Here is a 21,935-nt window from a genome sequence, read left to right as displayed (position 1 = left end):
TCTAAAGCAGGTCTTACACATGCCTGATCACCAGGCGGTTTTTCCGGATTCAGGGCGTTTGTATTTGAAAATTGCTCCAGAACGCAAACATTTGGATTCAACACGATCTTGTATTGTCCACTGTTTTTCAGGCTTTTTTAGCCCGACTTTGGCTCATGACCGATCGCCCGGCTGTCAACATTCTCTGGTTTAAGCGTGATTTACGCCTGCGCGATCATGCGCCTTTGCAGGCTGCCCTCAACGTGAGCAACCGGCCGCTGCTGCTGGTATACGTTTTCGAACCCGAAGTCATTGCCGATCCGAATTATGATCTGCGCCACTGGCGGTTTGTGACCGAGTCGCTGGCCGATCTGAACCAGCAGCTTTCGGAACTGGAAAAAACCGGGCCGGTGGCTCCTAAATTCAATCACGAGTGGCTTCCCTTTGTGTTCGACGATGAGTCCGAATCGGTTAAGTCACTGGAACCGGAAGGCCCACCCCACATCTGGATTTTTCACCGGAGCGTGCCGGAGGTATTCAACGCCCTTCATCAGATTTTCGCTATCGACACCCTTTTCTCTTATGAAGAAACGGGGCTGAAAGTGACCTACGACCGCGATAAAGCCGTGGCCCGGTTCTGTCGTCAGGCCGGTATTTCCTGGCGGGAATTTCCGTCCAATGGCGTGATCCGGGGGCTCAAAAATCGGGAAACCTGGGCGGACGACTGGCAACAAACCATGCGGTCGCCCCAGCAACATCCTGACCTCAGCCGCTGGAAACCGGCTGATTTGCCCGACGAGTGGTATCGGGCCCAGCGCGGTCCCGACCTTCCCCCGGCGTGGCAGGAACCCCACCCGCTGTTTCAGCCGGGTGGAGAACGGAATGCCTACCGCTATCTGAACAGTTTTCTGGCAAAGCGAATCTCGCTCTATGCCCGGTCGATCTCCAAACCGCTGGCCAGCCGTCGGGGATGCAGTCGACTGTCGCCCTACCTGGCCTGGGGCTGTCTGAGCATCCGGCAGGTTTTTCAGGCGCAGTTAACGGCCAAAAAGAGCATCGATGGCATGTCGTTTCGCCGGCAATTCGATGCTTTTGCCTCGCGATTGCGCTGGCACTGCCATTTCATTCAGAAATTTGAATCCGAAGACCGGATGGAGTTTCAAAACATCAACCGGGCTTTCGACGGGTTGCAAAAAAATGAGAACCCGGCGCAGTACCGGGCCTGGCGCGACGGCCAAACGGGCTATCCGCTGGTGGATGCCTGCATGCGTTGCCTGAAAGCGACGGGCTACATCAATTTCCGGATGCGGGCCATGTTGATGTCGTTTCTGAGTCATCATCTGTTCCAGCACTGGCAGGAGGGAGCCTGGCACCTGGCCCGGCTCTTCACTGATTTTGAACCGGGTATTCACTACGCGCAGGTGCAGATGCAAACCGGCATGACCGGAACCAATACCGTCCGGATCTACAATCCCGTCAAGCAGTCGCAGGACCACGATCCGGAAGGCGTCTTCATCCGCCAGTGGGTGCCTGAGCTGGTCAATTGTCCGCTTGCCTACCTCCACGAACCGTGGCAGATGCCGCCCCTGGAACAGATTATGTGCCATTTTCAGGTTGGGATCGATTACCCGGCTCCGATTATCGATACCGAAGAGACGGGTCGCCGGGCGCGGTTGCTGCTGTATAAACCGCGTGAAACCGAAACCGGTCAGGCTGAAATCGAGCGGATTCTAACGCGGCACGCAATTCCCATGAAAGCAAATACGCAGCCTTCGTGAGTTGAAAACCGCAGTGCCAGCGCTTTCATCCTAAAACCGCAGGACGTAATACTGGCACAAAAAAGTCTGTCCAAATTCTTCAATGGCTTTCTGATAGGTCGGTTGAAAACCGTTACGCTCATAAAACCGCATGAGCGGGGGCCGGGTGGCGTCGGTCTCCAGTCGAATCTCGTGGATGCCACGCCGGAGACATTCTGCCCGGCAGAAATCCAGAATAGGCCCGAACAGATTTTGCCCCCCAAATTGCCTGCGAATGGCGAGTTTATGAATAAAACCGGCGGTATGGTCAGGCACCTCGCCAAAATATAGCGGATCTTTCCATTGCAGGGTGAACGTGGCCGCCGGAACTACCAGCCCATCACCAGCGTCGACAGACATCACATAACTGTGATCCCGGGTGTAGTCGTCGAACAGGTTATCAGCCGTGAGCGTATCGATTTCCCACAAGGTCTGGCCAGTTTCCACGAGCCACTGACCCACCTCGCGGACAATACTCAAAAAGATCTCAGGTTGGTCGTTTCGAAAGGTATACATCATGGAACTGAAAGCGTTCAACGGTGAAAGATGGGCTGATTTTTGCGTGTTTTAAGGAAGCCAGCACCAAGTAAACAATTTTTTGGCTACCGTAAAAACCGGATTCGCTGTAATGAAAACCGTTCAGATTCGTCTAGGCCGGTATCAAAGCTAGCTTTCGACCTCATGCAAACCATCCAACGTCTTTCCGCCCTCTGCCTGCTCTTTTTAGGCACGCTTTGTTCCGCCCAGCAACGTCCGGGCTACCGCGTCGTCGGCCACATTCGGGGATTGCCCGACCAGACGAAAATGTACCTGATCGACGGCGGAAAACGGCAGATCATCGATTCGGCGGTGGTTCGGCAGGAGCGGTTTGTGTTCGATGGAAGCATGGCAGAGGCCGCTCATACGTATCTGTATGCGGGGAAAGGGAGTGTAAGTTTGAAGCTGGCGGACATTCTGCTCGACAACCGAACCATCGAGGTGGAGGGGACGAAACCGGTTTATGACAGCGTGACGGTCAACGGTTCGGACATCGACCGGCTCTGGAAAGAATGGTGGCGCGAAGATCAGCAGATCGGTTACCAGCGTTTTCGGATCAAACAGGTTCAGGAAGCACTGGTTGCCCAAAAAGATACGGCCCGTGCGGGAATACTGAAGAAAATTATGGACGAAATGACCGACAGCCGAATCGGGCTGTTGAAGTCGTACGTCAGACGCTACCACAGCACCGCCGTGGGGGCGGCACTGCCAACGCTTTGTACGTTGGGGAATTATCTAACCCGGGAAGATTACCTCGAAATGTATCGCACACTGTCGTCCACCTGGCAAAACTCCGGTTTTGGCCGGGAAATATTGGAACAGGCAGCCGTAAAAGGAAAGCGGGTTCCGTAAGTCCGATACCAGGAGAATCAACCCGGAAGGCACAATCCCGCATTGTCAGCTAAACAGAATTGTCAGCGCAATGGCTACGAACGTCAGCACCACCAGCCAGTCGGGTCGTTCGGGCCGGGGCTTTTTCCGGGCCGGTTTCCCGTATTGGTTGTAGTAATTGGCAAAGCGGGTGGATCGGGTTTGAAGAGGGCGTTGAAAAAACAGTTGAGACATCATGACGTAGGGGTTGTTTCACGATTCAAAACTGCCCGCCGAATCTTAAACGCAACTGAATATCTCCTTAGAATTTCCTTAGAAGCCTTTAAAGTTCATACGTAACGGTTTGGTGAAGCACCGGGCCACCTTCCGGTTTGAACGACACCTGCATCAACCCTTTTTTGTTGGATTTTTGATAGGAAGCTTCCTGATCCGAGGTTTTGTACGGAATCGGGTTCGTTTCGAAACCCAGGATCTTTTTTTTCAGTGATCCCTCCCCAAACGAAATCGGTCGGAAGCTGGCTTCGGTCAAGGCCGTATCCACTTCGGTCACGGTAAAAACGGAGTCCTGAGCGGAAATGCCCTGAATTTCAATCAGTAACAGGCCTTCGGCAGTGGTCGGTTTGCCCGCTTCGTCCACCAGCGCAACGGAGACAATCAGGCCATTAGCCCCGTCTTTCCGCACTTCCACTTCTTTCAGTAATTTGGGCGAATTCTCGTTTTTGCAGCCTGCCAGCAACAGCAGAGCCAGGAAGAAACCAGTAATTTTCATGGGGTCAGTTCGTTAAGGGATCATTCCCCTTACTAACTGCTTTCGTTGAAAAACGGCTAAAATTTGACGGTATTTCTACTGGCAGTCGTATTTATATACTTTTTGTTTATTGACAATCGATGGATTTCCGGTTTGCTGCAACAGGAGAGACGTTTCGGTGGGCAAGTCATTGCTGTACTGGTACGTTGCGGTGTAGCCATAGCCAAAATCCTTGTACTGGACCGGATTGTTCACACTGAGGTAGTGGCTTTTGTCGACCAGCGAAGACACCAGCGGAATGAGTTGGAAAGCGGGCTGGTTGAGAAAAGGCGATTTTTTGTCGTCGTACCGGTATTCCGCGTAGAGTCTTTCGGTCTCCTGGTTTTTCGCGTAAAACACCTTGGTCACATTCCCGGCGGCATCGTATTCCATGCGTTTGAAGTAGGTCCGCTGCCCGCTGGGGTCCACCACCGAAATTTTGGTAATGCGGTTTTGCGCATCATACGTCGGCGTTGCCGTTACCGTCCGGGCATTGTCGATGGCGTTGATGGTCGCAATACGGCCACTGGCGTCGTAGGTCACCGTATGCTCTTCCGCTCCAAGGTTCTCGAATTGGGAGATGCCGGCCAGAAACCGGGTTACGCGGCCTGTGGCGTTGTAGGTAAACGAAAACACGTTGAACGACGACTGCCTGATGGCGGCAACGCGTTTGTTGGCGTCGTAGGTAATGGACACCGGTCCGGAGTCAAAATAGAAGTCGGGGACCTCATTGACAAGGCAGGTCTGATTCTGCGGATCCGGCGGATCTTTTTTGTCACCACCACACCCGAGCAGGAAAGCAACCGCGACACAAACGAGCAAAGTAGTTCTGGCTTTCATACGTTGAATGAGTGGAATCGGTTTTGTAAAAATGGGAATTGTACGGGTTATTTCATAGTTCGCTTACTTCGTTTTGACCACTTTGAGTTTTTGCATAAGCTTTTTCCGATTAGCTACCGGAATTTGAATGGGCATCGTATGAGTAGTCATATAGAGATGATTCTGTTCAACCCTTTTGAGGTGATGAAGGTTAATCAATATTGACTGTGATACGCGGTAGAAATTAGAAGCCGGAAAATATTGAGACAAATGACTCAAATTTGTACTAATGCAATAGGGGATATCTTTCCCAATTAAATATACATTGGTATAGGCTCTATCAGCAATTAAGTATAGAACGTCGTCAAGGGCAATTTTCTCATGACCATTTTTTACCGGCAAGAACAGTGATCTGGAGGAATCCGTGGGATCAGTCAGAGTCGACTGGAAAAAATGGTAAGCCAGTTCTACCTGCAATACTAATTCGTTAGCCCGGTAAGGTTTAAGCACATAGGCTGCCGGGAGGGTCGCTTTGGCCTCTTGAAACGTCTGGGGGTCCGAATTCGCTGTCAGGTAGAGAATGGGCATCTGATGATGAACCAGCAATTCTTTCGCAGTCGCAATCCCATCGGCTGTTGAACCTTCCAGTACAATGTCGATGAGGGCTAAATCGGGCGGATTTCGCTTAACGGCAGCTAAAGCCTGTTGAGAATCTCGGGCAATGGCCGTGACTTTGTGACCCGCTTCCTCAAGGGTTTCGCTGAGATCCATTGCGGTTATGGTTTCATCTTCAACGATCAGAATTTTTAATGAGGTAGGCATAGGATAAGAGAGAATACCGGACAAGTATACTCAAGAAACCGTAAACATCATCGTAAATACGGTTCCCGAAGATTGATTTTCGCTGCCGGAGACAAACCGGGACGTTCCATTCAACTGAACGACCTGGGATTGAATCAGGGACATTCCGAACGAAGCTTTTCGGGTATTCGGGAGCCTATCATCCTGAACCAGCACCAGGCGGCTTACCTCCGCATTTTCGATTCCGGGGCCATTATCTTCTACGGTTAGTTCAATTTTGTTTTTGTGGCGGTGGCAGCGGATGGTAAACCGAGGCAAAACCGTATATGGGAAAGCATATTTACAGGCATTCGTGGTGAGTTCATTAATGACCAGTCCCAGGGGAACGGCCTTATCGGCGGTCAGGTAACCGGCATCAATCTCAAATTCCGGTAGAATCTGATCGTACCCGTAGGATCTTAACACGCCCTGCACCAGTTCGCGGACAAATTCATCCAGATCGACTTGAGCCAGCTTGTCGCCGTCGTAGAGCTTCCGGTGCAGGAGTGCCATCGATTCGATCCGCAACCGGCTTTCTTCCACCGCCTTTTTGGCGTTTTTATCCGACAGGCGCTTGGATTGCAGGTTAAGCAGACTCGATATTACCTGTAAGTTATTTTTAACCCGGTGGTTCTGTTCTTTTAACAATTCTTCGTTTCGGTAATTGATGCGTTGGTTTTTCCGGTATAATTTATAAAAAAAGATGCTGGCGATCACGGCTAAAATAGAAAACAGGGTAGTTGCCACAATGAAACGCTGTTGATTCTCAAGCGCCTTGTTTCGTAAATCGATTTCCTGTTTCTGGGCTTTAAGGAGGGCTTCTTTTTTAGCGGTTTCGTATTCGATACTAAGCCGGGATAGAGCACCTTCGCGGTCGGCCCATAGCCGTTTGCCTTCCAGATCTGTCAATTTTCTGTGCTGGTCCAGCGCTTTTTCCCATTGATGGGTTTGCTCGTAATAAGTCAAGAAACAACCGGCAATCATGGCTCGTATTCCGTGTTCATTGAGCCGGCGGGAAGCGTATAAATGATCTGCTTCAGAAATATATTCCCAGGCTAATCTGAGATTGCCAAGCCGTTGATAAACGGTTGAAAGATGAATCAATATTCGAACCTGCCATTCGATATCATTTTTTAATGTAAATAGATTCAACGCTTTGGTCAGATAAGGTATCGATTGCTTCGCCTTGTCTCTTAGTAATAATGCGCCGATGAAGGCATTTGCTTCAGCAATTTTTAGGGTATCCTGAATCAGCGTACTGAGTCGTTCCGACTCTTTATAGCAAAAAAATATACTGTCGTATTCGGCCTTCGTACCCTGACCATTCCAGATGAACTGCCGGATATGACCCAACATACGGTAAGCAATAGCCAACCCTTTTATCGATCCAATCCGTTGGGCTACCTGCCGGGCCGTCAGAGCATAATGCAACGACTCTTGAAAATGCGACTGACGCTGTTCGGTTTCACTCAGCCGGACATACAGTTTTACCAATTCATACGAATCGCCCCGGGGTTCCAGAATCTTTAAGGCTTTCAGAAAATAAGGATGAGCTGACTGATAATTACCCACTTCTTGATATTGCTCACCAAATAAATACCAGCTTTCGGCCAGAAGTAGCGAATCTTTTTCACGCAGAGCTTTTGCTTCTAGTTGCCGGACGTGCTGGATTCGGGCCGGATTGACGCGGAGGCCGGGGTGTTCTTGTGCCTGACTTTCGCTCACTATGCACAGCCAGCCAACCAATAGTAGAAAACACGACGTAAAGCGAAACATTGAGAAGAAATCGGATACTGTGCGGTGTGTAAAGGATACTTCAAGTTAATCAATGTGGAAACTATTGCAATCAGAAGATCAGATTTTGATGAAATTACTCATTTCGGGAGAAGTGCGGTTTGTTTCGGGAGAAAAATGACAGAATTGGGAAGAAAAAATTGGGTATTGGTAAAGAAATTATTGATGATACATTCAATATTAAATATGTTTGATAGTGAAATGTTTTCGGTAAAATTACTCTTAGTATTATTTAGTTATATAATACTGATGCGGTTTTTTTGCAAAAAATGCTTTGTTTAAAGTTGCTTTAAGCGACTAAAACTAGTAATGTTATGGAGCGTAATCACATTTTTTATATATAATATAAAGAAAGTAATGTGCTTTAAATGATATGAGAAAAGTTCTACTTTTTGTGCATCTTTTATTTTCCTTAGCAACTCAAGCACAAGTAGAAATTAGCTTGGAAGGTGAGGGCTTAGATCCTAAACCTAGTATTAGTTACAATAATTTATGCTCTTTAATTGGCGTGGAAGGTAACTCAAACGGTTCGTTCGCTGATCTAAAAGTAGAAATGAAGTTCCCTATTACTGATTTTAAAAGTGCTATTGAGACGGGGGTAGTAAATGTTTTTAGCTTAAAAAACAGCATTAAAAGACCTTTGTCTATAGGAGATTTTTTGCCTGAAATAAGATTCATACCAGACTTAACTTGTTCAACTGATATACTGCATGCTTCTGGATCAGTAGAAGCATATATGGTCAACTTATCTTATTTGATTCCACTTGGTTATGCAAATCCAGGAAAGATTTCCTATGTAGATCCTCTCGAAATTTATTCTCCTAAAGCTACTGTCTTAGAATTACCATTCGAAGCAACTGCTGCTCTTGTTGCAGTTCAAACTTTTTGTAATCCTGCGTTTTCACGGGCATTTGCAGAGGCCAAAATTTCTGTAACTCTCGGTGGACAAACTGCCACCGCGAAAGGAGAGCTGGTTTTGGAAAATGGAAGTTTTTTAGAAATGGAAGACGTGAACCAACAAAAGATTATCAAAATAAGTATTCCTGCAGGAAAAAGTGTACTTAAAATGAAAATTGAAGGGTATCTGTTTGCACAATCGATTGTCCAAGGCATAGACAAAAATAATAGAATAATGTGTGGGTCAAATGCAGGAGCAATTGCTACTCATTCTTTAGTTGTAAAAAACTTTACTGGAGAAAATGGGACTCAATTACCCGAAGGATTGACAATAAAGGGCTTGGTTACAGGAATTGATTACACAGGGTCCAGTACTTTAAAAAACTGCCCGGATTTTTCCAAAGCCAAAGTTGATACTGTGAATTCTCGATGCGGTCTGGCCAACGGCCGGGCCAGCATTTCGATTCCAACCATCCCGAATGCAACCTTTGAATGGAGTAACGGACGAACCGGGCCGTCGGTATCGGGTTTGGCCAAAGGATCGCATTATGTTATTGTTCGTGATCCGTCGGGTTGCGCACAGGCTATATCGTTTGTTATCGACGACAAGTCGCCTGTACCCACTATAGATTTACCTCCCTATGTAGCTATACGAAAGGGTGAAACTGCAACGCTAAATGCTGCCGATACCACACTAACCGGTTTGACTTATAGCTGGTCAAACGGCGCTACCACGCCTTCGATTGAGGTAACGACGCCCGGAACGTATAAACTCACAGTTACGAATGCCGCTAAATGCAGTTCTTCCTATTCGGTTGACGTTTTTGAAAAAACCGGTTACTGGATTTCCGACGGAAATGTGAAGGCCGACGTCGGCAATTTTTACGATGATGGCGGCCCTACCAAAGATTACACGGGTGACCAAAATCGCCTGGTAACAATTTGCCCTGAATCACCCAATAAATTCATCGTTCTCAATTTTACAGAGGTCGATGTGATCAATTACAATAACCAAGACGTGTTACGGGTTTTTGACGGGTTTAGCTTCGATTGCCCGCTCGATATAAACGTAAATCGCCCAGCTTCATTTACCGCTTCGGCTACGTCAAAAGGCTGTCTGACGGTTTTCTTCCGGGCTAATTCCTACGACATTTCAGGGAGAGGCTGGAAGGCAACCATTATGACAACCGACAATCCCCCGCCGGGTTGTTTGCATGAAATCCGAGCGGTTTCCGGAACATTTACCGACAGCGGAGGGGAAAACGGAACTTATGCAAACAATGAATATAAAGTCTATACGATTTGTCCACCCGAACAGGCTGGTGCCCCAAAATACATAACGCTGGATTTCACGACCGTGGATATTGTTTCTACGTCAGTCTCGCTAGATCATTTAGCCGTATATGACGGGATTGGAACATCCTGTATTCTGGAAAGTAATCTGAGAAAACCGCAAACCTTTACGGCTTCTTCAAATTCTGGAGGTTGTTTAACCGTTGTATTTGATTCGGATAATTCGTCAGTTCGTGAAGGCTGGATTGCAGGAATAGGTACGACCGAAACCGCGGTAAAACCGCCTGAGTATTGCAATTGTGGCACCAATCCAACTCCTTCCAATACCTGTGATGAAGCACCCTTAATCAATAATTTGCAGACCTTTTGTGGCGTTTCATCCATTGATTATTCGGCTAGTATAACCGGAAATATGGCGCAAGGATTTTGTGGGATTATCCACAATAATTCATTTTTCAAGTTTCTGGCTCAAGATACAACAATTACATTAGGTTATCAGTCTCGCGGAGGAACACATAAACTCTGTGAAGGGGTTCAGCTTGCGATTCTTCAACCGGATGGTGCATGTGACTTACCTAAAACGAATTGGAAATACCTGAAATGCCAGAATTTTAATGGCCTCTTTACCGCTGGAAAACTTGATGTAAGCGGGCTAGTGAAAGGGCAGGAATACTATCTGATGATTGATGGGTCCTATGGTAGTGAATGTCTGTATTCGCTAACGGCTGAAAAGGGATTTGCTGCCTGCCCCTTAAAAATGAAAAAAGAAGAAATTATCTGCCATCCGGACGGTGGGTATAGTGTCAGGATTCCCATACGAGGATTAGCAAGTAACCAGGTCTATCGGGTTTATGAAAAAAATAATCTCTACAAAGAACTGAAAGAGACGACTTTTATAGACGATGGAAAAACAACTTCCATCCTGTTTGGACCCTATAAACCTGGTCGGGCTTATCATATCATTATTTCCGGTGGCAACGATTTGGATAAATGCTCGCTAAGTGTCAGTGGTAAAGCGGTTTGCCCACTTCCTCCCTGTGGACTTTCATCGACTATTACAGCCGCCTGCTGGGGTGATTCGGATAATATTACGATAACCGGTCAGATTAGCAATGCAACGTTACCGATCTCGATTGTTAGCGATGTTTATCAGACAATTCTTTTTCCCGATAGTCTGAAAAAAGAAAACATAGTAAATGCAGTCATTAAACGGTCTGCTCTAAACCGTGAAACCGCATTTTACATTACAGATATCAATATGTGCCAGACTGAACAGATGGTTAAGATTCCGGTATGTGATGATTGCCCTGACGATATTTTACTCAAACCCAATCCTACAGATAGACAAATTTCTTTTTGGTACCCTTGTGGCAGTTTTGAAATATCGATTTATGATATGACTGGCCGTTTTTTTGGTAATAGATCGGCAGAAACTTCGAATGAAACAAATAGCTATTCTGTAAACATTGGTGACCTTTCAAGTGGAAATTATCTATTGAGATTACAAAGTGAAAAGGCTGTTATAACTAAGAAGTTTACAAAATATTAACACGGAAGCCGGTGCTCTATGGCAGAACATTGGTAGGATAAGTGTCAAAAAGAATTAAAAATTAAACGGTCTTACTGTGATCCAAAAACTACTTTCTGCTTTCCGTACGATTACCTGGCTACTTCTGCTTGGTTTTATACTCATACAGTGTACAAAATCGGAAACTGCCCCACCACCGGATGAATCGCCGAAAGAAGCCCCTCCGTTGAGCGAGGAGGCTAAAAGCCAGACCGGTTTGATCCCGCTGGACAAAGAGGAATACGAAAAAATACCAATCTATGTTTCGAAAACCTACAAAGGAGGGCGTAGAGCCGTCAAAACGCAGGTTGACTTTAGCGCCGAGATGCCTCCGGTTGGCAATCAGGGACAGCAGGGTTCTTGTAACGCCTGGGCCTCGGCCTATGCGGTGAGGAGCTATTTACACCATAAAGAAACGAAAAAACCGTATGTATTCAATGGCAATCGGGATGACGGTGCGGTTTTCAGTCCGGCTTTTGTGTATAACCAGATCAATAAGGGCGAAGATAAAGGTTCTAGTGTTTCGGAGGCTTATATCCTGATGAAGAACAGTGGCGTCTGCACGATGAAAGACATGCCGTATAAAGATGCCTGGCCGAGTTACAAAACGCAGCCCACAGCCAGCCAGAAACAATCCGCGTTAAATTACCGGATTGCGGGTTTTGGTCGGACGCCAATGACGGAAGAAAGTTTGAAGTCTGTTTTATCGGATAACAATGTGGTGCAGGTCACGATCAAAACCGACCCAAACTTCCACCGACCCTCGGAGAAAGTCGGTGGAGAATTTATTTGGAAATCTTTCGATGCTTCGTCTATTCCTGGTTGGAATGGATTACATGCGGTTGTATTGGTTGGTTTCGATGACTCGAAAAATGCTTTTAAAATTATGAATTCCTGGGGGAACAACTGGGCCAATCAAGGCTTTATTTGGATGGACTATGGACTTTTAAATAAGGTGGTACTGGAGGCTTATATCCCATTTACCGGTCCGGTTTTGGAGCAATTGACTCTCTATAAACCCGTGCCGCCTAAAGGTGACCCGCTGGACCATTTCAAAAATATTCGGATTACCGTGAGCGATAAGCAGGGTGTCTTGGCCGATTCTTGTCTCGTTAGCTACCGAACGGGCGAGGTCTTTCAGTTGAAAGATGGCGCTAAATATGCCGATAAAATCGACGGTGTGTTTATGAGTTCCATCTGCCAGGTTTCGGTCATAACACCCGTAACGTTGCAGGGCTGCGCGGTTGGGTGCGGGACAACCCAAACCAGTAAAACGGTGATTGATCAGAAATGGAGCGTTTACCGCAAGGGGAGTTTTGAAACCGGGGCAACGAGTTTTAACGACCAGAGTCAGATTTCGTCGAGCATCTGGGAAAATCTAAAAACCAGCGTAGACATTGATCAGTTGACCTTTGGTAGTTACAACACACCCAATGACACCTACAGCATCGGGACGCTGATTACTTCAAGTTCGTCCTGTAATGCCGACACCTTCGAGACAAAGATTCTTCGGCGATTTGTAACTCAGGATGGGAAAAAAGGTCTGATGCGATTGACGGGTCGGGGAAAAACCGGCACAGGCTGGTGGATTACGTTTGATCTGAAAATTCAGAAATAGAGAGGCTAACCGTATTGCTGAATTAACCAACGGGGCACCCTGAGAGATCAGTTGCCCCGTTTTGTTTTAGATGCGTGTGTCATTATGGCAATTATTTTATCGATTTTTACTAAATCTCCGCCAAATTGTCCGAAAAACCCGGCTGGCCTGCTCTTTGATAAATAGATTACAGCAACGAAAACGCAAACCGGGCAGTAGTTGTTACGCCGGTAAAGCGTTTAACCCACAACCATGAACTTAACAAATTACACCATCAAAGCGCAGGAGGTCATCCAGCAGGCGGCCCAGATTGCGCAGGGAAATCAGCAGCAGTCGGTGGAAACCGGTCACGTGCTGAAAGCGATTATCGACGAAGATCCCAACACAATGGGGTTTCTGTCGAAAAAAACCGGCGTTAATTCCAGCCAACTGACGCTGGCCCTGGACGCCATTGTGAACGGGTATCCGAAAGTGTCGGTAGGCGCGCAGGGAACTCCCAACATATACCTCGGAAACGACCTGAATTCGGCTTTGCAACGAGCGACCAAACTTTTGAAAGAGTTTGACGATGAGTACGTTAGCATCGAGTTGATTCTGTTGGGACTTTCGGGGGGCAAAGACGCCGTGGCGACGCTGTTGAAAGACGTCGGGTTCACTGAAAAAGTACTGAAAGAAGCCATTAAAGAGTTACGCGGAAAAAATAATCCTGTGAAAGATCCCAATGCCGAAGCAAAATACCGCTCCCTGGAGCGGTATAGCAAAAATTTGAATGAACTGGCCGAAAAAGGGAAAATTGACCCCGTGATTGGCCGTGACGAAGAGATTCGCCGGGTGTTGCAAATCCTGAGTCGCCGGACGAAAAACAACCCGATGCTGATCGGTGAACCGGGCGTTGGGAAAACCGCCATTGTCGAAGGGCTGGCCCAACGGATTGTGCAGGGCGACGTTCCCGAAAACCTGAAATCGAAAATTATCGTGTCGCTCGACATGGGTTTGCTCGTGGCGGGTGCGAAATACAAGGGCGAATTTGAAGAACGGCTGAAGGCGGTTATCAAGGAAGTGACGGATTCCGAGGGCGAAATCGTGCTGTTTATCGACGAGATTCACACCCTGATTGGGGCGGGGGCTGGCGGAGGAGATGGCGCGATGGATGCGGCCAACTTGTTGAAACCGGCGTTGGCGCGGGGTGAATTGCACGCCATCGGTGCCACCACGCTGAAAGAATACCAGAAATACATTGAAAAGGATAAAGCCCTTGAGCGCCGGTTCCAGACGGTTCTGGTGGACGAACCGGATGTGAAAGATGCGATTTCAATTTTGCGGGGGATCAAGGAAAAATACGAATTGCACCACGGCGTTCGGATCAAGGACGACGCGGTCATTGCCGCCGTCGAACTTTCAAACCGTTACATTTCCGACCGGTTTTTGCCCGACAAAGCCATTGACCTCATGGACGAAGCGGCTGCGAAAATGCGGCTGGAAATCGACTCGGTGCCGGAAGAACTCGACGAACTGAACCGCCGGATCATGCAGTTGGAAATTGAACGGGAAGCCATTCGCCGGGAGTCCGACCGTGACAAGGAAAGCGTTTTGAACCGGCAAATTGAAGACCTCAACGAACTGCGGAACAGCCTGAAAGCGCGCTGGGAGGTGGAGAAACAGTCGGTGAACGAAGTCCGGACGTTGAAAGAACAACTCGATCAACTGAAGTCGGAAGCCGAGCAGGCCGAACGGTCGGGCGATTACGGCAAGGTGGCCGAGATTCGCTACGGTCGTCTGCCCGAAATGCAAAACCGTCTGGATGAGCTGGTTAAATCGGAAGGCGACGGCCAGAACCTGTTGCAGGAGGAGGTGACCGCCGACGATATTGCGGAGGTGGTGGCCAAATGGACGGGTATTCCGGTGAGCCGGATGATGGAGTCGGAACGGGAAAAACTGCTACACCTGGAAGACGAACTGGCGAAACGCGTAGCGGGGCAGGAAGAAGCCATTCAGGCGGTGGCCGATGCGGTTCGCCGGAGCCGCGCCGGGATGCAGGACCCGAAACGTCCGCTGGGTTCGTTCATCTTCTTGGGAACGACCGGCGTCGGAAAAACCGAGCTGGCGAAGGCCCTGGCCGATTATCTGTTCAACGACGAGAACTCGCTGGTGCGGATCGATATGTCCGAGTTTCAGGAACGCCACGCCGTCAGCCGCCTGATTGGCGCTCCTCCGGGCTACATCGGCTACGATGAAGGCGGTCAGTTGACCGAAGCCGTCCGCCGGAAACCGTACAGCGTTATTCTGCTGGATGAGATCGAAAAAGCGCACCCCGACGTGTTCAACATCCTGTTGCAGGTGCTGGACGACGGCCGGCTGACCGATAGCAAAGGCCGGGTGGCCAGTTTCAAGAACACGATTGTGATCATGACGTCGAACATCGGGAGCCACATCATCCGCGAGCGGTTTGCGCAAATGGAAGACTGGAATCGGGAGCAGATCATTGAAGATACCAAAGACGAAGTTTTTGAGTTGCTGAAACAGACGCTGCGCCCTGAGTTTCTGAACCGGATCGACGAGCTGGTGATGTTCCAGCCGTTGACCAAACGAGAAATCCGCAAGATCGTGGGGCTGCAGTTCAAGCACATTCAGGACCGGCTGGCCGAGCAGGGCATTACCATCGAAGCCGATCAGGAAGTACTTGACAAACTCGCCGAAGAAGGTTTCGACCCGCAGTTTGGCGCCCGTCCGTTGAAACGCGTCATGCAACGGCGCATCCTGAACGCCCTGTCGAAGGAGATTCTGGCGGGCCGGATTCAGAAAAATGCTGTGGTCGGCATGATGATGAACGAAGGCGAAAACGGCAAGGAAGATATTCTGTTTTACAACCTTGATAAAGTGATTCCGGCGTTAGACTAACGCGCTGGTACTGGATTGGAAACGCCCGGCTGATGAAGTCGGGCGTTTTTTGTTTCAGATTGGTTTGGTCGCTACGCAACCATGGATTTCGTGGAGATCGTTCGGTTGCTACAAACATTGGGTCGCTAACGCGACCGGGTACATACTGAGTAGTTCGGTTTTATACAAACATTTCGTCGCTACGCGACTCGTTTTCGGGCGTTTGGATGATCGGTCGCGTTAGCGACCCAATGTTTGTAGTAAGAACCTTGACCCACCCATCGGCTCGTCGTGTAGCGACGAAACCATTTTTTGCTGATGTGTGTGGCTCGGTTGGTTCGTTCGCTACCGGAGACATGTTGAGACGATCGGGTTGCTACAAACATTTCGTCGCTAACGCGACGGGAAAATTACCATCTCATTAATTTTATTCTACCGCTTTGAAAATATACCGCGCGTCGAAAGGTACATTGAACTTTTTCAGGAAGGTGGTAGACTCTTCCAAAAACGTCATCGTACGGTGGTGCTCTTCCTGATTTTTAATGTAACGCACCACACGGTCGATTTGAGATTGCCCGTAGGAAAAAGCACCGTAGCCCGACTGCCACTCGAAACGGCCTTTAATTAAACGCTGATCATTCATCCATTTGGAAGAGTCGCCTTTCAGGTCTTGCAGGAGTGACGAAACCGCCTGATTCGGATTCAGACCCAAAAATACATGAACGTGATCGGGCATTCCATTGATCGCAAGGATTTTATGCCCTGATTCTGGACAATCCCGGTCATATAGCGGTACAAATCTTCTTTCCATTCAACCCGAATCAGGCCATGACGGTGTTTGACCGCAAAAACCGTCTGGATGTAAAGCTGGGTGTAGTTGTTTGGCATGACCATCGATAATAACAGGAATTAGACGGTGCCAGGATGGGTATCGTCACCTTGTATGGATTCTTTTTTTGCATTTTAAACATAAAAAATAAAAATCGATTGGGGGATTTTTGGTACTAACTTGTCTTCACTGTACCAGACCCTTTGACCGATGCCAGCCAACGCGTTTCCATTCCGGCCCTCTCCCGACCCAAATCCCGGCGGTCCACCGCCACTGCTCAGGAGCGATGCTGCGACCCCGGTTCCGGTGAGTGCCGACAGCGAGTTGTTCATCCGCAATGCCTTTGCCGCCGACCCGAAACTCGGCTGTGAACTGCTCTTCCGGCAGTATTTCGCGCCCCTGTGCAGCCACGCCATCCGGTTTGTCTACGACCGGCAGGTGGCCGAAGATGTGGTCGCGGATTTGTTCTATACCTTCTACCAGAAAGAACTTTACAAACAGATCAAGGGATCGTACCGGGCGTATCTCTACCAGGCGGTTCGCAACCGGGCCTACAACAGCCTGCGGTGGGAGCTGAGCCGCCAGGAACCGCTGCCCGACGACCTCGATCAGCCCGATCAGGACGCCATGCAGCCCGACCGGCTCTTGCAACAGGACGAACTGTACCGCGCCCTTGAACAGGCCGTTCAGCAATTATCGCCCCAGCGGCAACGCGTGTTTTTGTTGAGCCGGTTCGAAGGGAAATCCTACAAGGAAATTGCCAGCGAGCTGACGCTTTCCCCCAAAACCGTCGAAAATCACTTGTTACAGGCCATTTCAACGGTTCGGCAATTTCTCCGAAACCAGAAACTGATTAGTTATGGGCTGCTTCTGCTGACGGTTTTCGCGTAGCCTCACCGATATACACCTCATCATGGAACCTACCAAAGAATTGTTGTTTACGTACTTTGCCGGTCAGGCCACGTCGGTCCAGCAGAAAGTGATCGGCGAATGGCTGACGCGCCCGGCCAGCCGGGAAACGTATTTTCAGTGGCTGGACGAATGGGAGCGGAGCTTTCCGCAATATGCCCCCGACTTCGCGCATCACCTCGACCAGTTCCGGCAACGGCTCGACAATCCGGACAAAGCACCGGCCCGGGTGATCCGATCGCTGCCGGAGGAAATCCGCCCGTTCTGGCATCCGGCCCGCTGGCTGATCGCGGCTTCCCTCACGTTCGTGTTGCTGGCTGGCGGCTGGTTGTTTCGGAAACCGCTTTTCTACCAGACCATTACGACCAACGCCTACCAACTCCGTTCGCTGAACCTGCCCGACGGCTCTACGGTGGCACTCAACAGCAACTCGTCTCTGCAATTGCCCCGGATGGGCTACGGCTGGTTTTCCCGGCGGGTGGCCCTGAAAGGCGATGCGGTTTTTGACGTGAAGCACCTTTCCACGCACCAACCCTTTGTCGTTCAGGCAACGGATGGCCTGGAGGTGGAGGTATTAGGAACGGAATTTTCGGTGCGAAGCCGGGCCTCTCACGCCGAAGTGGTGCTGAAGCGGGGGAAAGTGAACCTCCACTACAAAACCGCCAATCAACCGGTGCAAAACCTGCTGATGAAACCCGGCGACTGGGTACGGCTCGATGAAAAAGGAGCCTTGCGCTTACAACAACAAAGGGACACCACCCGCTTTGCCCATTGGCGCTACCGGCTTTTTAGTTTCAACAATACCTCTCTGCGCGAAGTGGTACGCCAGATTCGGGCGGTTTTTGGCGTCAACGCGCAACTCGCCGATCCGGCGCTCGCCCGGCGAACGCTGACGGGTACCATTCGCGCCGGTTCCTCCGACGAACTGGCCGAGGCCCTTGCCGAACTGCTGGATCTGAAACTCAGCCACCGCGACCAGAATCTCATTTTTTCAACCCCTACCGAAATCCCACTTACCCAATGAGAAAATCAATACCGCTTGCACTGGCCACTGGCTGGTTGCTCAGTGTCGGTTACGGCCACGCCGTAGCCCAGACGCTGGCTTTTGTCCGAACGCCCCAGCAAACCGACCACGCCCAATCCGGGAAAACCACGCCCACCCTTGGGGTGAGCCAGCCGCTGAAAAACACCCTGTTGCAATTGAAGGACTATTATGGCGTCGATATTTTATTCGAAGAATCAGTCGTGGCACGTCACCTGAGCCCGGCCGAACCGCTCAACCTCAATGCCCGGCTGGAAACCAATCTCAACCTGTTACTGAAGAAGTACGGGATGCGGTTTAAAAAACTGCGGTCCGGGGCGTATCTGATTTTGCCGCCTAAAAACGAGCGGACAACAATTAGTGTACCCGTTGCCGCCACATCCGCAACCGCCGGAACCGGCCCCGTTTCGCTGGATGGCCTGATGAGTCTGTCGACCATTCAGCCCATTGAAACGACCCGGGCCGATGTCCGGATAACCGGACGGGTCACGAGCGAAACCGGCGAGGGGCTGCCCGGCGTCAGTGTGGTCGTGAAAGGCACTTCACGCGGAACAACGACCGACGTGCAGGGACGTTACCAATTGAGCATTCCCAATGAAGCGACTACCCTGGTTTACAGCTTTGTTGGGTATGTGAGTAAGGAGCAGTTGGTGCAAAACCGCTCCGTGATCGATATTCAACTGGTGCCGGATACCAAATCGCTGAACGAAGTGGTGGTGGTCGGCTACGGTCAGGTGAAAAAGAGCGATCTGACGGGGGCCGTGGCCACGGTTCCGGTCGAAGAAATTCGCAAAGTGGCCGTCACGTCGCTCGATCAGGCGTTGCAGGGCCGGGCGGCAGGTGTCCAGATTACCCAGAACTCGGGTGCGCCGGGCGGCTCGACCAGCATTCGCATCCGGGGTGGCAACTCGATCCAGGGCGACAACGAGCCACTGTATGTCATCGACGGTATTCCCTTCAAAAACGATGGAGCCAACTCTGGCTCAAGTTTCAACGTGCTAAGTACGCTCAATCCCAGCGATATCGAGTCGATTTCGGTGCTGAAAGATGCGTCGTCTACGGCCATTTACGGGTCGCGGGGCGCGAATGGCGTGGTGATTATCACGACAAAGCGGGGAAAGGCCGGAAAATCGACCATCACCTTCGATACCTATTACGGGATTCAGAATGTGCGCCGGAAATACCCGGTTTTGAACGGACGGGAATACGCCCAGTTCGTCAACGACGCCAACACGAACGAAGGCCGCCCGGCGGTGTATACGCCCGCGCAGGTCGATGCATTTGGTGAAGGCACCGACTGGCAGGATGAGATTTTCCGGCAGGCCCCCATTTCCAACTACCAATTATCGATTAGCGGAGGGGATGAAAAAACACAGTATGCCATTGCAGGCGGTTATTTCAAACAAAACGGCGTGATTGTCAACTCCGATTTTGACCGGTACTCGTTCCGGGTCAATCTGGACCGCAAGCTGACCAGTAAAATCAAAATTGGCAACAGCCTGACCGTCAACCGCACCGTTACGAACCAGGCCCGTTCGGACGGCGATTTGGGCAGTGCTGGTCTGGTGACGATGGCCGCGCTCCAGTTTCCGCCCATTCTGCCGGTTCGGAACGCCGACGGTTCCTATCTGCTGACCAATCCGGCCCTGGCTTTCACCGCCGACAACCCGGTGGCGCTGGCCCGCGACAACAAAAACCGCAATACCGCCTACCGCGTTTTTGGTAGTATTTTCGGGGATTACCAGATCATTGATGGCCTGAGCCTGCGCGTATCGCTGGGAATCGACGGTATTTTGCAAAAACAGGATTCGTATCTGCCCCGCTCGGTTTCGAGTGGTCTGGCTCAGGGCGGATCGGCGGCTATCTTTAATTCACAGGCCATTACGTGGCTTAACGAAAACCTGCTGACCTACACCCGTACCTTCAACAACGACCACAACGTAACGGCCCTGATTGGGTATACGCAGCAGGCCAGCCGGACGGAAGCCAACCGGGCGCAGGCACGTAATTTTGTGAACGACAACCTGGGTTCGAGCAACCTGGCCTCCGGTTCGGTGCCCTTGACGCCCGAATCGAGCATCGGCACCTGGGGACTGCAATCCTACCTGGCGCGGCTGAATTACGGCTACAAAGACAAATACCTGCTGACGGCTTCGTTCCGAACCGACGGTTCTTCCCGGTTTGGCGCGAACAACCGATTTGGTTATTTCCCCTCGGCGGCCCTGGCCTGGCGGGTTTCGGAAGAAGCCTTTTTGAAGAACAATGCCGTGATCAGTGATCTGAAACTGCGAATGACGTACGGTACGACCGGTAACCAGGATGGAATTGGCAACTACCCGGCGTATTCGCTGCTGGGTACTCAAAACTACGTATTTGGAAACACGGTTTCGACGGGACTGGGCCCGAACCAGATTGCCAACCCGGATCTGTCGTGGGAAACCACTTCGCAGGCTGATGTAGGGGTGGACGTCGGTTTTCTGAACGACCGGATTACCCTGACCGCCGATGCGTATCTGAAACGGACGAAAGACCTGCTGTTGAATGTGACGGTTCCGAGTACGTCGGGTTTTTCCAGTGCCATAAAAAACCTTGGCAAAGTGGAGAACAAAGGCATCGAACTCAGCATCTCGTCGCGCAATCTGGTGGGAGCCTTCAAGTGGAACACCGACTTTAACTTTGCCCTCAACCGCAACAAAGTGCTTGATATTGGTGGAGCCCCCCAGATTTTCGCCGGGAGTGTCGCCAACATCGGCCAGGGCCTCAACTCCGGGATCATTCGGGTGGGCGAACCGCTGGGGTCGTTCTTTGGCTACGTGACCAACGGCCTGTACCAAACCACGGATGAGCTGACGGCCCTGGCCGATCCGCAGGCCCGAAAACCGGGCGACCGCAAATACCTGGATCTGAACGGCGACAAGAAAATCGATGACAACGACCGGACGATCATTGGCCGGTCGCAACCCAAGTTCATCGGCGGGATCAGCAATACTTTCTCGTATAAAGGGTTGGAACTGACGGCATTCTTTCAGGGGGTTTACGGAAACAGCATCCTGAATGCCAACCGCTACGAACTCGAATACCTGAACGCGACCACCAACCAGAGCCGGGATATGCTGAACCGCTGGACGCCTACGAACACCAATACCGACATCCCACGGGCCTCGACCACCCGGCCTGCCAACCGCGTGTCGACCCGGCAGATTGAAGATGGGTCGTACCTGCGGCTGAAAAACATTCAACTGGCGTACAACTTACCGGCCTCCGTGCTCAAAGGGCTGAAAATTCAGTCGGTACGGGTCTATGCAACGGCGCAGAACTACCTGACCTGGACCAACTATTCGGGGTATGATCCGGAAGTAAACCGGTTTGGTCAGGACAGCCGGAGCCAGGGCTTCGACTATGCCAGCTACCCGGCGGCCAAAACCCTTCTGTTCGGACTTAACGTAGGATTTTAAATAGAATGATGAATGATGGATGATGAACGATGAATTCTTACGTCAGCCATCCATCGTTCATCGTTCATCATCCATCATTTGATTTT

General features: G+C 50.2%; 14 protein-coding genes and 1 pseudogene. 8 read left to right on the top strand and 7 right to left on the bottom strand.

Annotated features, from left to right (window positions below; translation table 11 throughout):
- Positions 1–155 precede the first annotated feature (155 nt).
- Positions 156–1,757, top strand: a complete 1,602-nt coding sequence (locus tag F0P93_RS06645; RefSeq protein ID WP_150875552.1) for a cryptochrome/deoxyribodipyrimidine photo-lyase family protein — start codon at positions 156–158, stop codon at positions 1,755–1,757.
- A 30-nt stretch (positions 1,758–1,787) separates the two neighbouring features.
- Here F0P93_RS06645 and F0P93_RS06640 read toward each other — a convergent pair whose 3' ends face one another.
- Positions 1,788–2,294 carry a GNAT family N-acetyltransferase gene (locus F0P93_RS06640; protein WP_150875551.1) on the bottom strand — a complete coding sequence of 169 codons (507 nt, stop codon included), beginning with the start codon at positions 2,292–2,294 and terminating at the stop codon, positions 1,788–1,790.
- Between the two features lie 162 nt (positions 2,295–2,456).
- Between F0P93_RS06640 and F0P93_RS06635 the strand changes: the two genes are divergently transcribed.
- A complete protein-coding gene (locus tag F0P93_RS06635) occupies positions 2,457–3,164 on the top strand; it encodes a DUF4369 domain-containing protein (RefSeq protein ID WP_150875550.1) in 708 nt (235 codons plus the stop codon).
- A 45-nt stretch (positions 3,165–3,209) separates the two neighbouring features.
- On the opposite strand, the gene F0P93_RS31465 is transcribed toward F0P93_RS06635, so the two are convergent.
- The 5 genes from F0P93_RS31465 to F0P93_RS06615 form a co-directional block, all read right to left on the bottom strand.
- On the bottom strand, positions 3,210–3,380 hold the full coding sequence (locus F0P93_RS31465; RefSeq protein ID WP_171062792.1) for a hypothetical protein: 171 nt from the start codon (positions 3,378–3,380) through the stop codon (positions 3,210–3,212).
- Positions 3,381–3,465: 85 nt separating this feature from the next.
- Positions 3,466–3,912 carry a hypothetical protein gene (locus F0P93_RS06630; RefSeq protein ID WP_150875549.1) on the bottom strand — a complete coding sequence of 149 codons (447 nt, stop codon included), beginning with the start codon at positions 3,910–3,912 and terminating at the stop codon, positions 3,466–3,468.
- A gap of 75 nt (positions 3,913–3,987) precedes the next feature.
- Positions 3,988–4,770: an RHS repeat domain-containing protein gene (locus F0P93_RS06625; RefSeq protein WP_150875548.1), complete on the bottom strand. Its 783-nt coding sequence runs from the start codon at positions 4,768–4,770 to the stop codon at positions 3,988–3,990.
- A 63-nt stretch (positions 4,771–4,833) separates the two neighbouring features.
- Positions 4,834–5,571: a response regulator gene (locus tag F0P93_RS06620; protein WP_150875547.1), complete on the bottom strand. Its 738-nt coding sequence runs from the start codon at positions 5,569–5,571 to the stop codon at positions 4,834–4,836.
- A gap of 30 nt (positions 5,572–5,601) precedes the next feature.
- Positions 5,602–7,365 carry a histidine kinase dimerization/phosphoacceptor domain -containing protein gene (locus F0P93_RS06615; RefSeq protein WP_150875546.1) on the bottom strand — a complete coding sequence of 588 codons (1,764 nt, stop codon included), beginning with the start codon at positions 7,363–7,365 and terminating at the stop codon, positions 5,602–5,604.
- A gap of 391 nt (positions 7,366–7,756) precedes the next feature.
- Between F0P93_RS06615 and F0P93_RS06610 the strand changes: the two genes are divergently transcribed.
- From F0P93_RS06610 to clpB, 3 genes are all read left to right on the top strand, one after another.
- Positions 7,757–11,122 (top strand): T9SS type A sorting domain-containing protein, encoded by a 3,366-nt coding sequence (locus F0P93_RS06610; RefSeq protein WP_150875545.1) that lies wholly within the window; start codon positions 7,757–7,759, stop codon positions 11,120–11,122.
- 76 nt (positions 11,123–11,198) lie between these two features.
- Positions 11,199–12,758, top strand: coding sequence for a C1 family peptidase (locus F0P93_RS06605; RefSeq protein WP_150875544.1), 1,560 nt, complete (start codon positions 11,199–11,201; stop codon positions 12,756–12,758).
- Between the two features lie 231 nt (positions 12,759–12,989).
- Positions 12,990–15,635, top strand: a complete 2,646-nt coding sequence (clpB, locus tag F0P93_RS06600) for an ATP-dependent chaperone ClpB (RefSeq protein ID WP_150875543.1) — start codon at positions 12,990–12,992, stop codon at positions 15,633–15,635.
- A gap of 406 nt (positions 15,636–16,041) precedes the next feature.
- Here the strand turns inward: clpB and tnpA are convergent.
- Positions 16,042–16,502: pseudogene (gene tnpA / locus F0P93_RS06595) on the bottom strand (IS200/IS605 family transposase).
- Positions 16,503–16,653: 151 nt separating this feature from the next.
- Here tnpA and F0P93_RS06590 point away from each other — a divergent pair.
- From F0P93_RS06590 to F0P93_RS06580, 3 genes are read left to right on the top strand one after another with little or no spacing between them, the layout of a single operon-like run.
- A complete protein-coding gene (locus tag F0P93_RS06590) occupies positions 16,654–17,334 on the top strand; it encodes an RNA polymerase sigma-70 factor (protein ID WP_150875542.1) in 681 nt (226 codons plus the stop codon).
- A 22-nt stretch (positions 17,335–17,356) separates the two neighbouring features.
- Positions 17,357–18,376: a FecR family protein gene (locus F0P93_RS06585; RefSeq protein WP_150875541.1), complete on the top strand. Its 1,020-nt coding sequence runs from the start codon at positions 17,357–17,359 to the stop codon at positions 18,374–18,376.
- Entirely contained in the window at positions 18,373–21,849 is a 3,477-nt protein-coding gene (locus tag F0P93_RS06580) for a SusC/RagA family TonB-linked outer membrane protein (protein ID WP_150875540.1), read from the top strand. Before F0P93_RS06585 ends, F0P93_RS06580 begins: the two co-directional genes overlap by 4 nt.
- The last annotated feature ends 86 nt before the right edge of the window (positions 21,850–21,935 follow it).

The sequence above is a fragment of the Larkinella humicola genome (genome assembly GCF_008727875.1).
Lineage (GTDB): Bacteria > Bacteroidota > Bacteroidia > Cytophagales > Spirosomataceae > Larkinella > Larkinella humicola.
Note: the sequence above shows the minus strand (reverse complement) of the source record. Positions and strands in the feature narration are given on the sequence as shown.

Bases quoted from the DNA above. Each gene is read 5' to 3' on its own strand.
- F0P93_RS06615 (WP_150875546.1), bottom strand. From the start codon at position 7,365: ATGTTTCGCTTTACGTCGTGTTTTCTACTATTGGTTGGCTGGCTGTGC.
- F0P93_RS06580 (WP_150875540.1), top strand. From the start codon at position 18,373: ATGAGAAAATCAATACCGCTTGCACTGGCCACTGGCTGGTTGCTCAGT.
- F0P93_RS06620 (WP_150875547.1), bottom strand. From the start codon at position 5,571: ATGCCTACCTCATTAAAAATTCTGATCGTTGAAGATGAAACCATAACC.
- F0P93_RS06635 (WP_150875550.1), top strand. From the start codon at position 2,457: ATGCAAACCATCCAACGTCTTTCCGCCCTCTGCCTGCTCTTTTTAGGC.
- F0P93_RS31465 (WP_171062792.1), bottom strand. From the start codon at position 3,380: ATGATGTCTCAACTGTTTTTTCAACGCCCTCTTCAAACCCGATCCACC.
- F0P93_RS06645 (WP_150875552.1), top strand. From the start codon at position 156: ATGACCGATCGCCCGGCTGTCAACATTCTCTGGTTTAAGCGTGATTTA.
- F0P93_RS06625 (WP_150875548.1), bottom strand. From the start codon at position 4,770: ATGAAAGCCAGAACTACTTTGCTCGTTTGTGTCGCGGTTGCTTTCCTG.
- F0P93_RS06630 (WP_150875549.1), bottom strand. From the start codon at position 3,912: ATGAAAATTACTGGTTTCTTCCTGGCTCTGCTGTTGCTGGCAGGCTGC.
- F0P93_RS06585 (WP_150875541.1), top strand. From the start codon at position 17,357: ATGGAACCTACCAAAGAATTGTTGTTTACGTACTTTGCCGGTCAGGCC.
- F0P93_RS06590 (WP_150875542.1), top strand. From the start codon at position 16,654: ATGCCAGCCAACGCGTTTCCATTCCGGCCCTCTCCCGACCCAAATCCC.
- F0P93_RS06610 (WP_150875545.1), top strand. From the start codon at position 7,757: ATGAGAAAAGTTCTACTTTTTGTGCATCTTTTATTTTCCTTAGCAACT.
- clpB (WP_150875543.1), top strand. From the start codon at position 12,990: ATGAACTTAACAAATTACACCATCAAAGCGCAGGAGGTCATCCAGCAG.
- F0P93_RS06640 (WP_150875551.1), bottom strand. From the start codon at position 2,294: ATGATGTATACCTTTCGAAACGACCAACCTGAGATCTTTTTGAGTATT.